This is a genomic window from Kitasatospora paranensis (genome assembly GCF_039544005.1).
GTDB classification, from domain to species: Bacteria; Actinomycetota; Actinomycetes; order Streptomycetales; family Streptomycetaceae; genus Kitasatospora; species Kitasatospora paranensis.
Genome location: NZ_BAABKV010000001.1, coordinates 1,622,719 through 1,635,613, shown reverse-complemented (window position 1 = coordinate 1,635,613; position 12,895 = coordinate 1,622,719). Strand labels below are relative to the sequence as shown.

The window sequence follows — 12,895 nt, the reverse complement described above, 5'->3', positions numbered from 1 at the left end:
GACGGTATGAGTCTGCGTGACCTGGGGTTCTCTGTCGACGAATTCTCCGGCGGCTGGCCGGACCGCGCCGTGACGACGACGGCGCACGAGGCGGTGCGCGCGGTGCTGTCCCCGGACGACGTGGACGAGCTCGTCACCCATCGCGGGCTGCGAATGCCGGCGTTCCGGATGGCGCGGGACGGAAAACTGGTCAACCCCCGCCACTACACGCTGGCGTCCGGCTCCGACACCGCCTCGACCGTCGGGCAACTCGCCGACGCGGAAGGGATCGCACGGCAGGTGGGCCGCGGATCGACCCTGGTCCTCCAGGGCCTCCAGCGGTTCCACCCCCGGCAGGCCGCCTCGCCCGGGCGCTCGCCGGCGATCTGGGCGCCCGGGTCTTCGCCAACGCCTATCTCACGCCGGACTCGGCCCAGGGTTTCGCCGAACACACCGATCCCTACAGCGCGTTCCTCGTCCAGCTCGCGGGCGCCAAGCGATGGCTGGTGCGGCCCTCGGCGGACGCCCCCGCGCAGGAGGTGGTCCTGCGGCCCCTGGATGTGCTGTGGCTGCCGGCGGGCTGGCTGCACGCCGGTGTCGCGCTGCCCGGCAGTCCCAGTGTCCATCTGACGCTGGCCGTCAACCCGTTGCCGCTCACCGACGTCGTCACCGCGATCACCGAGAGCCTGATGCGACAGGTCGACGGCGAGACGCTGCCCCCGCTGCCGGCGGACAACGCACAGCACGTGCTGGAGCGTGAAGTCGATCAGCTGGCCGCACGCCTGCGCGCCGCCCTGGAAGGCGTCGACACCAAGGAACTGGCCCGCACCCTGCTGGCCCGCAGCGTCGAGGGCACCGCGGCTCCGTCCGACCGGGTCAGCACGGTGCTCGGCTTCGCACCGCCCGACGCGCCGACGGGCACCGGGACACCCGGCGACGGCGGGTCCCGGCCCGGTGAACCAGGCCCCGCAGCGCGCTGACCAACGGCCTCCGGCCCGTCCCCCGCGCCCGGGTCAGTCGAACAGCGCCATCACCTTGCCGAAGTCGTCGAGCGCCGCCTCCTGCACGATGACGTAGTCGATGCCGAACCGCTCCCGGCGGGCGCTCAGTTGCTCGGCGATCTGCTCCGGGCTCCCGATCAGCACGGCGGGCAGTGCGGCGACCTGCTCCGGACTCACGCGCAGGAACCGGGAGTAGTCCTCCAGCGCCGTCCGACGATCATCCGTCACCTGAGTGCGCAGGACGATGATGTTCCGGCGCACCGCCTCCCGGCCCGCCGCGCGCAGCTCCGCATCGACCAGAGCCACCCGCTCGTCCAGCTGGCGCTCGGTCAGGTACTGCATGCCCCGGCCCTGCGGGTCGAACCTGGTACCGGCGAAGGACACGATGTCGGCGCGCCGGGCGGCCAGCCGCAGCACCCGGTCGCCGTTTCCGCCGATCATCACGGGCGGCCGGTCGGACCCGGCAACGCGAGTCACCTCGTCCAGGGTCTCGACGAGTCGGTCGACGCGCTTGCCCGGCGCCTCGAACGGTATGCCGGCCCGGTCGAACTCGGGCTTCTTCCAGCCCGCGCCCAGCCCGACCTCCAGCCGCCCTCCCGTGAGTTGGGCAGCAGTGACGACATCCCGGGCGAACAGTGCCGGGCTGTAGAACGACGTGTTGCTCACGAACGTGCCGACCTGGACGCTGCCGGTCGCCTCGGCGGCCAGGGCACACGCCAGGAAGGGCGACGGCATGCCGATGTGGTCGGGCACGGTGATCACGTCGTACCCGAGGGCCTCGGCACGTCGGGCTTTGTCCATCCAGGAGGCCCGGTCCTCGAGCTTCGTCAGATTCACGCCGAACCGTACATTCATCGCACAGATCCCGTCCTTGAGCATCCGCGTGGCCACCGTGGACGAACTGGAGAGCACGCCGACGGCCCCGAGCATCGTCCCTGCCGAATCACGGCCGCCCAGCCTAGACCACTGCTGATCGTGTATGTTCGCGTCCTAACCGGAGTTGGGGGTGCAATGGCCGAGCCGGGCTACGAGGTCAACGAACTGGCCGAGACCGCCGAGCGTCTCGTCGTCGCGAAAGTCGCTCGGCAGGGCGGTATCGCCACCTATCACGACCACCACATCCGGCGCGCGGTGACCAAGGCCCGACGCACCGGCCAGGCCGATGAACTGACCTCATACGTCGGACTGCTGACGGCGGAGCGCTTCCAGGATCCGCTGCCGCGCCTCGACCGGACCGACCGGGACGTGCTCGCGGCCCTGGCGTTCCCCGCCCGGAACTTCGTCGCCACCCAGGGCGTGACCGAGCACCTGACCTGGGCCGGTCAGCCGCTGTACAAGACGGTGTTCGACCTGGCCTGCTATCCGATGCTGCTCGCCGAACTGGGCCCCGGCACGATCATCGAACTCGGCTCCGGCAGCGGCGGGAGCGCACTGTGGCTGGCCGACGTCGCCGAAGCGCACGGCCTGCAGCCGGTGATCATCTCCATCGACCGCACCGCGGTCGACCTCAAGGACGACCGAGTGAGCTTTCGGACCGGCGACGTCCGCCACCTCGACGAGGTGCTCACCGACTGCGACGACCTGCCCAGGCCCTGGCTGGTGATCGAGGATGCGCACGCGCACGTGCGAACCGTGCTCGACTTCTTCGACACCCGACTGACAGCCGGCGACTACCTGCTGATCGAGGACAGCCTCGCGAAGCGGGCCACCCTTCGGGACTTCCTCCGCGACAGCCCGCATCACTACCGACTCGACACCAGGTTTCTGGACCTGTTCGGCGAGAACAGCACCTCCGCGATCGACTCGATCCTCCGGCGGGTGTAGGGCGCGGGCGCGAGAGCCGTTGCCGAGGTCTGGCCCTTTCACACGACGCACCGCAACGAGGTCACGCCATGCAGAGCAGTACCAGGATCCGTCTGATCGAGCCCGGCGACGCCGCCCCGATCGCCGCGCACCGGGCGCGGGACGCGGAGGCCTTCCGGCGGTGGGAACCGGCCGGGCCGGCCGAGTTCCTCACCCCCAGGGCCAGGCGGAGCGGATCGACAGGCTGCTGGCCGGGCATCGGGCCGGCACGGTCTGGCCGGGCGTGGTGCTCGCCGACGATCAGGTGATCGGGCAGGTCACCATCAGCGGAATCCTCCCGCAGGCACACCTGCGCCGCGGCTCCCTCGGCTACTGGATCGGCAGCGTCGCCCAGAACCAAGGGCACGCCCGGCGCGCCGTCGAGCTCGCACTGCGGGTCATGACGGACGAACTCGGGCTGCACCGTGCGGAGGCGTCCACCAACCTGGAGAACCTGCCGTCGCAGCGGGTGCTGCGCCGCAACGGGTTCAGCCCGTACGGCGTCGCGCACTCCACGATCCTCCTCGACGGGCACTGGTGCGACTCGCTGTTGTGGGAACGGATCCTCGCCGACTGAGCCCCGTCCGCATCCGCACACCCCGCCGGGATCCCTCGACGACCGAACGAAACCTGCGACGCCCGCACCGCGGCATCGAAGGAGTCCTGCGGTGACACCGGGTGCGGCGGTCGTCGGCCCGCCGCCCACGGCACCTCCCGGTGACGGGCACCCGGCGCGCATCCTCGGCACAGGCATGCGGTGCGCGGTGCCCTCGTGGTCAAGCCGCCCGGTGGGCGGGTCACCGCCCTCGTGGAGGCCGGTGAAGGCGTACGGTTCGACGCGAGTACCTGGGACGGGACGGGCTGCACAAGGTGATCGATGACCGTCGGGATGACCGTCGGGCCGAGGAGCAGCACCGTCGGGACCGAGCCTTCACCGGACACTGGCGCCGCGGGCAGGGCGCCCGGTCATCGTGCGGCCCCGCCCCTGGGTGTCAGCGATACGGCACCACCGCCACGGGGCAGGCCACGTGGTGCACGGCTGCGTGGGTCACCGGTCCGACGTGGGCCCCGAGGCTCGACCGCCGGATGTGCCGGCCGAGGACGAGAAGGTCCGCTCCGGCGGCGGCTGTGACGAGGGCACGGGCGGCCGAACCGCGTACCGTGCCGACAACTGTGTCGACCTCGGGGTAGAGACCACGCCAGCGTCGGAGTGTGGCGTCGAGGTTGCGCCGTGCTTCTGCGGCCGCCGCATCCTCCAGGGGGCCGGCCGACACGAAGCCCAGGTATTCGCGTCCTCCGGGGACGTCCCAGGCATGGCGCACGGACAGTGGGGCGCTCCGGGAGGCGGCCGCCTCGAACGCGAACTCGACGACTGCGTCGCACGGGCGACGCAGGTCCAGCCAGAGCATGACACCCGTGCCCCCGCCGCCTTCCGCGTCCCGGCCCGTGCCTGCGGATGCGTCGGACGGGGGCGGACGAGTACGACCGGGCAGGCAGCCCGGGCCAGCACTTCGTGGCTCACCGAGCCGATCAGGAAACCCTGGAGGGTGCTGAGCCCCCGGGAGCCCAGGACGAGCATCGCGGCTCCCTGGCCGGCTGCCGCGAGGACTGTCGCGGGGTGGTCCGTGACCTGGCGGGAGGTGGTGGCCAGACCCTCGTGCCGGGCCCGTACGGCAGCCTCCTGCTGCGCCAGTTCGGCGCGGCTCCAACGCAGTGCGTCCTCCCGGCCGAGCACGTGCGACTCCGGCCAGGGCCATGCCCGTACCAGCTCCAGTCGGCGGCCGGTGCGCAACGCTTCACGGGCGGCCCAGCCCATGGCGGCGTGGCTCTCGGGTGACCCGTCGAAACCCACGACGATCGGCTCGTTCACAGTCTGCTCCTGCCCTTCACGACCACCTGGACCGATGCGCGGACATGCCCGGAACGGTCAGCCGTGCTCCCGTCCCGCCGGGCCCACCCGGCGTCCCGTCACCTGCTGCGGGCTGATCCGGACCCAGGTCTCGCGCGGGCCGCCGGCCATGGGCCGTGGGTCGGCATGCTCGGCGAGCCAGGTGAGTGCCTCGGGATCGGTCACCGCCCTGGCCCCGCCCGCGATGACGACGCTCCACCCCGTGGCCGACGCCTTGTCCGCCCAGTCCGCCTCGAAGACGACGTTCCGGCCCACAGCGTCCGCAAGCGGGCTGCCCTGCGCCGTCCGGTAGAGAATGGAGCCGTCCAGCACGCGGTAGTTGACGGGAAGAACGCGGAGCCCGTCCGGACGGGCGACGGCCACCCGGCCGAGACCGCGGGGCGCGATCTTTGCCCAGCACTCCCACGGCTCAAGCACCACCGGCTCGCCGGCATCGGGAGGCCGGGTGGGTCTGAGAAGGTCGCTGACCCGCATACCGAGCGCTGCGGCCAGCGGCGCCAGCAGCAACGGGTCGAGGATGTCGCGGCCGGCCTCCAGATGTTCGACCAGGTCACGCGGCAGGCCGCTGCGGGACGCAACCTGGTCGGTGGACAGGCCGGCCTCGGTGCGGCGGATGGCCAACCGACGGCCGACCTCGTCGGCACCGGCATGCGACGGACTGTCGCCGCCATGGGCGGCATGCGCAGGCATGGCGCCTCCGTTCCTGCTGGTGTGCCGCCGCCGTGCGCGTGCCGGCGGCCGTGTCCCATGCTTTCGCTTGTCGCCCGGCCCCACCAGGGCCGGTCGGGCCGGATGCTCCGTCCGGACGAGGACCGGCCGGCCCACGCCGAGCCGGTCCGCGGGCTGCTGACCGCGGTGGAGCAGCCGCGCCCGCAGCCGCCCGTCAGGTGCGCGTGGCGGCCCTGCGCAGGGCGTAGGCGACGGCGCCGGCCACCATCACGCCGGCTCCCCACACCACCGACGCCAAGGGCAGGGCGAAGGCCAGGACCAGGCAGCCGGTGGCGCCCACGATGGGCACGATCCGCGCGGGGCGGCCCTCGACGGGCGTGAGCGTCCAGGCGGAGGCGTTGGCAACGGCGTAGTAGGCCAGCACACCGAAGGAGGAGAACCCGATCGCGCCGCGCACGTCGGTGGTGGCGGCCAGCACGGCGACGACCGTGCCGACCGCGAGTTCGGCGCGGTGCGGCACCCGAAACCTCGGGTGGACGGCGGCGAGCGCGTGCGGCAGGTGCCGGTCGCGGGCCATGGCCAGGGTGGTGCGTGAGACCCCCAGGATCAGCGCCAGCAGCGACCCGGTTGCGGCCACGGCTGCCCCGACGCGTACCACCGGTGCCAGTCCGGGGACACCGGCGGCCCGTACGGCCTCGGCGAGCGGGGCCGCCGTGCGGGCGAGGCGGTCCGGCCCGAGCACCGCGAGCACGGCGAAGGCCACGGCTGCGTAGACGACCAGCGTGATGCCGAGCGCGAGGGGGATCGCGCGGGGGATGGTCCGCTTCGGGTCGCGGACCTCCTCGCCGAGGGTGGCGATGCGGGCGTAGCCGGCGAACGCGAAGAACAGCAGCCCGGCCGCCTGGAGCACACCACCGAAGGTGGCGGTCCCCCCGACATCCGGTCGCGCCGCCTGCGCCGTGCCGCCGGTCAGACAGGCAGCGACCACTGCCGCGAGCAGCGCCAGGACGACCGCGACGATCCCGCGGGTCAGCCACGCGGATTTCTGCACGCCGACGTAGTCGACCGCGGTCAGCGCGACCACGGCGGCGACCGCGACGGCGTGGGCATGGCCCGGCCACACGTACGTGCCCACGGTCAGGGCCATCGCCGCACAGGAGGCGGTCTTGCCGACGACGAAGCCCCACCCCGCCAGGTAGCCCCAGAAGTCGCCCAGGCGCTCGCGGCCGTAGACGTAGGTGCCGCCGGACTGCGGGTAGCGCGCGGCCAGGCGTGCGGAGGAGGTGGCGTTGCAGTAGGCCACGACGGCGGCCAGTGCCAGGCCCAGCAGCAGTCCGGAGCCGGCCGCGCGGGCGGCCGGGGCGAGCGCGGCGAAGATCCCCGCACCGATCATCGAACCGAGCCCGATCACCACGGCGTCCAACACGCCCAGATGCCGTTCCAGTTCTCCCGCTTCGGCAGACGCCGTCGTACGCACAGCTCGCTCCTCGACCTCGTGGCCCCGGACGTAGGCCGGATCCCGGTTCCGGCGGGAGGATAGCGGGACAAGGTGTCGAGCAGCTGTCGACCCCGTCGGGGTCCCAGCCGGCGAGACGTTTTCCCGCCGGCCTTCCGGATCGTGATCGGGGAGGCGACGATGGGCAGAACTTTTCCGTCCACGAAGCAAAGTCGGTCCGCCATGAGTCTCCACGTCCACGTCCGAGTCCGTCGCGAGGTCACCGTGACCGCGGAGGGCGAGATCCGGGAACGCCTCGGCTGCTCCTGCGGAGAGGAGTGGACCCGAACCCACCGGCTGGAGGGCGACCTCCCTTCCGGCTGACCGGCTCGGCCGGCATGTCCAGCCGCCGCCGACGGCGTCGACGGCCGCGGGGAGCGCTCCGCCGATGTCGGCGTTTCCATGGAAGGGAGCCGGTCGTCGAAACGGGAGCGGGCCATGTCGCAGAGGACTTTGCAGCGCAACGGCCGCCTGGTGCGGCTGGTCAGGCTGTCCGGTGAGGCCTTGGACAGGGCGGCAAGGGCCGCGCTGACCCCTCCGGGACCTCCGGCGAGCAGGAGCTGGACGCCGCGGGCCGGACCTTGGGCCGGCTCTACGAGGAGATCGAGGCCGAGGCGGCCGACCTGCTCGACACCACGGGCCCGCCCGTCGAACCCCGCGTGCTGGTGGTCGAGGTGCACGTCGCGTCCCACGTGCAGCGGCTGGCCGAGACGGCACGGGGCGTGGGCGACATCGCCTGGGTACGGCGTGAGCGCGGTCCCTTGCCCGAACGGTTGAGAACGCCGTTGTCGGGCATGGCCGGACTGGCGGTGTCGATGCTCGGTGCAGCCGCCGACCTCCTGGCGACTCCGAGAGCGGCTGGGACAGCGGACCTCCACGACGGCCTGAACGAGATGGCCCAGCGTCAGCGGCTGCTGTACGAGCGACTGCTGTCGAGCACGCCTGCGCCGACCCGGCTGGACGTGGTGGACACGGTTCTGCTCGGTGGTGCCTTCGACCGCTGCGCGACCCACTCGGTGTCGGCCGTCCGGCACGTGCTGCTCCCGGTCGGTGCTCCATGAGCCGTACCGTGCGCCGGGTCAGGGCATTCCGGCCGGGGTGAGCCCGCGCTGCAGCGCGTGCAGCACGCCCGGGTCGCGGATGGCGCCGCCCTGGCAGACGAGCAGCCCGCCGAGCACCCGGTCCTCCGGGTCCACGACCAGCAGCCCCTCCGGAGTGAGGTGCTCCAGCAGCATCAGGACAGTGCGGCTGTATGCCGCCGATGCGGTGGCGGGCATGGCGGCGGCGAGACGTCCGGCCCCGATCACCAGGACGCCGGGGTCGACCGTCCTCTCACGCCCCGGCCGAGCGGATCGCACGTTCCCGCCCTCCGGCCCGCAGGCGAGATCCACCACGACGCCGCGGCGCGCCATCCCGTGGAGGGCGGCCTCGTCGACCAGGGCCGGCGGCGGCCGGTCCGGTGGCGTCACCGCGGTCACCAGCACGTCGACGCCGATCAGGGCCGCGGCGATCCGCCGACGGTTCCACGGGCCGGTGTCCGCAGCCCGTACGCCGTGGTCGGCGAGCAGGGCCCGGCCGGCGGCGGTCGGGTCCTGACCGGTGACGATCGCGCCGAGCGCCCGCGCGGTGTCGGCGGCGCGCAGGGTCGCCGGGCCGCACCCCAGCAGGTGGACCCGGGCGGGAGACTGCTCCCGGCCGGCGAGTTCCCGGTCGAGGCGGTCCGCCGCGAGCAGGATCGCCTTGTGGCCGCCGATCGCCTCCTGCCCGGCCGCCGCGTCCAGCGGGTGCACGGCGGAGCCGGGCCGCCGGGCGGGTGTCGGGCTCACGAGTGTCACGCCGCGCTCGGCCCAGCGGCGTACCAGGAGCGGGATCCGGGCCGGCGCGAGCATGCCGATCAGCAGCTGTCCCCAGTGCATCCGCTCGATGAGGCGGGTCGCCGGCCGCTCGACGGCGACCAGGACACCCGCCACGACTGCCGCCTCACCCGGTCGTACCAGCCCGGCCCCGGCGGCCTCGTACGACCGGTCGGGAAACCTGCCGACACCCCTGCGCCGCTCTCCACCACCACGGGGAGACCGAGGCCGCAGAGGGAGCCCACCGCCTGCGGAGTCAGCGCCACCCGCCGTTCCGTGGGGTCGCTCTCGCGCAGCACGCCCACGACGGTCGCCGCCACCGGGCCTCACCACCTTGCGTTGCCCACTTCCTCCAGTATGGGTGTGTTTGCGAGCGGCAGGCGCGGGCCGGACACTCGTGGGGACGGTGCGGCGGCGGAGACCCGTGCCGACCAGGAGGTGACGGGTGGCAGGCGGTGGATGGCAGTTCTGGGTGGACCGGGGCGGAACGTTCACCGATGTCGTCGCGCGCCGACCGGACGGCCGCATTGTCGTCCACAAACTCCTGTCCCAGGACCCGCACCGCCGCGGAGACCCGGCGCTCGCCGGAATCCGGCACCTCCTCGGGCTTCCGCCGGGCGCCCCGCTCGTCGACGCCGGCATCGACTCCGTGCGGATGGGCACCACGGTGGCCACCAATGCCCTCCTCGAGCGCACCGGCGAGCCGACCGCCCTGGTGATCACCCGTGGCTTCGGCGACGCCCTGCGGATCGGCTACCAGAACCGCCCCGACATCTTCGCCCGGGAGATCCGGCTGCCGATCCCGCTCTACCGGCGTGTGATCGAAGCCGACGAGCGGATCACCGCGGACGGTACGGTCCTGCGACCGCCCGACCTGGCAGGCCTTGCCGGAGCGTTCGAGGAGGCCCGCCGCGACGGGCTGGCGGCGCTCGCCGTGGTCTGCCTCCACAGCCATCTCCACCCGGAGCACGAGCAGGCGATCGGCGAGGCCGCGCTGGCCGCCGGTTTCACCCAGGTCTCACTGTCGAGCGAGGTCAGCCCACTGATGAAGGTCGTCCCCCGGGGCGACACCACCGTGGTGGACGCCTACCTCTCCCCGGTACTCCGTCGCTACGTCGACGGTGTCGCGGCCGACCTGAGCGGTGCGCGGCTGCTGTTCATGCAGTCGAACGGCGGTCTCACCGAGGCGGACCGGTTCCGGGGCAAGGACGCGGTGCTCTCCGGGCCGGCCGGGGGCATCGTCGGTATGGCCCGGCTCTCCGAACTCGCAGGCCACCGCAGGGTCATCGGGTTCGACATGGGCGGCACGTCGACCGACGTCTCGCACTACGCGGGCGCCTACGAGCGGGTGTTCTCGGCGCAGGTCGCCGGGGTGCGGCTGCGCGCGCCGATGCTGGCGATCCACACCGTCGCGGCCGGCGGAGGCTCGGTGCTCCACTTCGACGGCAGCCGCTACCGGGTCGGCCCGGACTCGGCCGGGGCCGACCCGGGGCCCGCGTGCTACCGCAACGGCGGCCCGCTGACCGTGACCGACGCCAACCTGATGCTGGGCCGGATCCAGGCGGCGCACTTCCCCCGGGTGTTCGGCCCGGACGGCGACGCCCCGCTCGACGCCGACGCGGTACGCGCCGCCTTTGCCGAGCTGGCCGCGGAGATCAGGGCCCGGACGGGGGACGACCGGTCCCCGGAGGACGTCGCCGAGGGCTACCTGCGCATCGCCGTCGACAACATCGCCCACGCGGTGAAACGCGTGTCGGTGCAGCAGGGCCACGATGTCACGCGTTACGCGCTGACCACGTTCGGCGGGGCCGGCGGCCAGCACGCCTGTGCCGTCGCGGACGCCCTCGGCATCGGCACCGTCCTCGTACCGCCCATGGCCGGGCTGCTGTCCGCGCTGGGCATCGGGCTGGCCGACGTGACCGCCATGCGCGAACAGGCCGTCGAACTGCCCCTGCGCGAGGCCGAGATGGACCGGGTCCGATCGGTGGCCGAGGCACTCGGCGAGGCGGCGCGGGGGAACTCGCGACCGAGGACGTGCCGCCCGAGCGGATCCGCACGGTGCTCCGGGCCCACCTGCGATACGACGGCACCGACACCGTGCTGCCCGTCGGGCTCGGTGAAGCAGCCGTGATGGCAACGGAGTTCGAGACTGCCCATCGAGCGCTCTACTCGTTCCTGATGGACCGTCCGATCGTCGTGGAGGCGGTCGCGGCCGAGGCGGTGGGCGTGGGCGAACAGCCGGACCTGTCCTCGCTGGGTGCGGCCGCGACGGAGAATCCGCAGGAGCCCGAAGGGATCCGACTGTACGCCCGTGGCGCCTGGCGCCGCGCGAGGCTGTTGCGGCGCGAAGCCCTGCGTGCCGACGACACGGTGCGCGGCCCGGCGGTCCTGACCGAGGACGGCGCCACCACCGTGGTGGACGAGGGCTGGAGGGCCACCGTCGGTCCGGTCGGCCACCTGGTCCTCGAACGCGAGGCCGCCCGTGCTCTGCCCGCCGTCGGCACCCGCGCGGACCCGGTGCTGCTGGAGGTCTTCAACAACCTCTTCATGTCGGTCGCCCGGCAGATGGGGGCACGCCTGGAGGCCACGGCGCAGTCGGTCAACATCAAGGAGCGGCTCGACTTCTCGTGCGCCGTCTTCGACCCGGACGGCAACCTGGTGGCCAACGCGCCGCACATCCCGGTGCACCTCGGGTCGATGGGAACGACCGTCAAGGAGGTGGTCGCACGCCGCCGCGGCGCCATGCGGCCCGGCGACGCGTATGCCGTCAACGATCCCTACCACGGGGGACCCACCTGCCGGACGTCACCGTCGTGAGTCCCGTGTTCGACGCCGACGGGGACACCGTGCTCTTCTTCGTCGCCTCCCGCGGCCACCACGCGGAGATCGGCGGCATCACGCCCGGTTCGATGCCGGCGGGCAGCCGCCGGATCGAGGAGGAGGGCGTGCTGTTCGACAACTGGCTCCTGGTCGAGGACGGCCGCCTGCGCGAGGCCGAGACACTCGCGCTGCTCGGGGGCGCTCCGTACCCCTCGCGCAGCCCGGAGGTGAACCTGGCCGACCTGCGGGCCCAGATCGCCGCCAACCGCAAGGGGGCCGAGGAGATCGGGGCGATGGTCGACACCTACGGGGTGGAGGTGGTGCAGGCCTACATGCGACACGTCCAGGACAACGCGGAGGAGGCCGTCCGGCAGGTCGTCGACCGGCTGCAGGGCGGGGAGTGCCGTTACGAGACCGACTCGGGTGCGGTGATCGCGGTCCGGGTGGACATCGACCGGAGGCGCCGCTGCGCCACCGTCGACTTCAGCGGAACCTCGCCGCAGCTGGAGGGGAATTTCAACGCCCCGTCCGCGGTCGTCATCGCGGCCGTGCTGTACGTCTTCCGGACCCTGGTCGCCGAGGACATCCCGCTCAACGACGGCTGCCTGCGGCCGCTCCGGATCGTCGTGCCGCCCGGTTCCATGCTGTCACCCGCCCCACCCGCGGCCGTGGTGGCGGGGAACGTCGAGACCTCGCAGGCGATCGTCGGCGCGCTGTACCGGGCGCTCGGCGTCCAGGCGGAGGGCTCCGGCACGATGAACAACGTCAGCTTCGGCAACGACCACCATCAGTACTACGAGACACTCGGTTCGGGCTCGGGGGCGGGCCCCGGCTTCGCCGGGGCGTCCGTGGTGCAGACGCACATGACCAACTCGCGTCTCACCGATCCGGAAGTCCTGGAGACGCGTCTCCCCGTGGTCGTCGAGTCGTTCGCCGTCAGGACCGGCAGCGGGGGCGCGGGCAGCCACCGCGGAGGGGACGGGGCCGTCCGCCGCCTCCGCTTCCTGGAACCGATGACGGTCAGCGTCCTCACCGGGCACCGCCGGGTCAGGCCGTACGGCCTGGCGGGCGGCCTGCCGGGGGCTCTCGGCGCCAACCTGATCGAGAGCCGGGGCGGTGGTGACCGTGCCCTCGCCGGGTGTGCCTCCGTCGACGTGGAGCCCGGGGACGTGCTGGTCGTGAAGACGCCGGGGGGCGGCGGATTCGGGCCGCCCGCGGACGGCGGCCACGGGACGCCGGACGGGGGCGGGCGGTGACGGAGGACCCGGCTCCGAGGTCCCGAACGGCCCCACGGCGTGGCACGGCCGGCCCTGGCACCGGCAGCGGG

The 12,895-nt window shown here is 73.1% G+C and carries 10 protein-coding genes and 3 pseudogenes; 6 read left to right on the top strand and 7 right to left on the bottom strand.

The genetic code is table 11. The annotated features are described in order from the left end of the window. Positions 1-41: 41 nt before the first annotated feature. The gene (locus ABEB13_RS08230) at positions 42-959 is read left to right on the top strand and encodes a JmjC domain-containing protein (protein ID WP_345709593.1); all 918 of its coding nucleotides are present in this window, start codon (positions 42-44) and stop codon (positions 957-959) included. A 33-nt stretch (positions 960-992) separates the two neighbouring features. Here the strand turns inward: ABEB13_RS08230 and ABEB13_RS08225 are convergent, their stop codons facing one another. Further along, a complete protein-coding gene (locus ABEB13_RS08225; protein ID WP_345704931.1) occupies positions 993-1,910 on the bottom strand; it encodes a TIGR03621 family F420-dependent LLM class oxidoreductase in 918 nt (305 codons plus the stop codon). An 81-nt stretch (positions 1,911-1,991) separates the two neighbouring features. Between ABEB13_RS08225 and ABEB13_RS08220 the strand changes: the two genes are divergently transcribed. Both ABEB13_RS08220 and ABEB13_RS08215 read left to right on the top strand, forming a co-directional pair. Then, positions 1,992-2,804, top strand: a complete 813-nt coding sequence (locus tag ABEB13_RS08220; protein ID WP_345704930.1) for a CmcI family methyltransferase — start codon at positions 1,992-1,994, stop codon at positions 2,802-2,804. A 160-nt stretch (positions 2,805-2,964) separates the two neighbouring features. Continuing rightward, positions 2,965-3,399, top strand: a complete 435-nt coding sequence (locus ABEB13_RS08215) for a GNAT family N-acetyltransferase (RefSeq protein ID WP_345704929.1) — start codon at positions 2,965-2,967, stop codon at positions 3,397-3,399. 415 nt (positions 3,400-3,814) lie between these two features. Here the strand turns inward: ABEB13_RS08215 and ABEB13_RS08210 are convergent, their stop codons facing one another. The 4 genes and pseudogenes from ABEB13_RS08210 to ABEB13_RS08200 all read right to left on the bottom strand — a co-directional run bounded on the left by ABEB13_RS08210 (position 3,815) and on the right by ABEB13_RS08200 (position 6,877). Continuing rightward, on the bottom strand, positions 3,815-4,231 hold the full coding sequence (locus ABEB13_RS08210; RefSeq protein WP_345704928.1) for a universal stress protein: 417 nt from the start codon (positions 4,229-4,231) through the stop codon (positions 3,815-3,817). Between the two features lie 122 nt (positions 4,232-4,353). Beyond that, a pseudogene (locus ABEB13_RS40405) lies at positions 4,354-4,638 on the bottom strand (universal stress protein); the annotation flags it as partial. Between the two features lie 111 nt (positions 4,639-4,749). Further along, entirely contained in the window at positions 4,750-5,421 is a 672-nt protein-coding gene (locus ABEB13_RS08205) for a pyridoxamine 5'-phosphate oxidase family protein (protein WP_345704927.1), read from the bottom strand. A gap of 193 nt (positions 5,422-5,614) precedes the next feature. Then, positions 5,615-6,877 (bottom strand): APC family permease, encoded by a 1,263-nt coding sequence (locus ABEB13_RS08200; RefSeq protein WP_345704926.1) that lies wholly within the window; start codon positions 6,875-6,877, stop codon positions 5,615-5,617. A gap of 201 nt (positions 6,878-7,078) precedes the next feature. Between ABEB13_RS08200 and ABEB13_RS08195 the strand changes: the two genes are divergently transcribed. Beyond that, a complete protein-coding gene (locus ABEB13_RS08195) occupies positions 7,079-7,219 on the top strand; it encodes a hypothetical protein (protein ID WP_345704925.1) in 141 nt (46 codons plus the stop codon). Between the two features lie 257 nt (positions 7,220-7,476). Continuing rightward, positions 7,477-7,956, top strand: coding sequence for a hypothetical protein (locus tag ABEB13_RS08190; RefSeq protein ID WP_345704924.1), 480 nt, complete (start codon positions 7,477-7,479; stop codon positions 7,954-7,956). An 18-nt stretch (positions 7,957-7,974) separates the two neighbouring features. Here ABEB13_RS08190 and ABEB13_RS08185 read toward each other — a convergent pair whose 3' ends face one another. Both ABEB13_RS08185 and ABEB13_RS08180 read right to left on the bottom strand, forming a co-directional pair. After that, positions 7,975-8,784, bottom strand: a complete 810-nt coding sequence (locus tag ABEB13_RS08185; protein ID WP_345709592.1) for a hypothetical protein — start codon at positions 8,782-8,784, stop codon at positions 7,975-7,977. After that, positions 8,779-8,993 (bottom strand): annotated as a pseudogene (locus tag ABEB13_RS08180) (NAD(P) transhydrogenase subunit alpha); the annotation flags it as partial. The gene ABEB13_RS08185 and the pseudogene ABEB13_RS08180, both read right to left, overlap by 6 nt. 200 nt (positions 8,994-9,193) lie before the next feature. Here ABEB13_RS08180 and ABEB13_RS08175 point away from each other — a divergent pair. Then, positions 9,194-12,824: pseudogene (locus ABEB13_RS08175) on the top strand (hydantoinase B/oxoprolinase family protein). The last annotated feature ends 71 nt before the right edge of the window (positions 12,825-12,895 follow it).

What these genes read in the sequence shown, in the direction of transcription:
- ABEB13_RS08210 (WP_345704928.1), bottom strand. Translation starts at nt 4,231, where the DNA reads ATGCTCTGGCTGGACCTGCGTCGCCCGTGCGACGCAGTCGTCGAGTTC.
- ABEB13_RS08185 (WP_345709592.1), bottom strand. Translation starts at nt 8,784, where the DNA reads ATGCTCGCGCCGGCCCGGATCCCGCTCCTGGTACGCCGCTGGGCCGAG.
- ABEB13_RS08225 (WP_345704931.1), bottom strand. Translation starts at nt 1,910, where the DNA reads ATGCTCGGGGCCGTCGGCGTGCTCTCCAGTTCGTCCACGGTGGCCACG.
- ABEB13_RS08195 (WP_345704925.1), top strand. Translation starts at nt 7,079, where the DNA reads ATGAGTCTCCACGTCCACGTCCGAGTCCGTCGCGAGGTCACCGTGACC.
- ABEB13_RS08220 (WP_345704930.1), top strand. Translation starts at nt 1,992, where the DNA reads ATGGCCGAGCCGGGCTACGAGGTCAACGAACTGGCCGAGACCGCCGAG.
- ABEB13_RS08205 (WP_345704927.1), bottom strand. Translation starts at nt 5,421, where the DNA reads ATGCCTGCGCATGCCGCCCATGGCGGCGACAGTCCGTCGCATGCCGGT.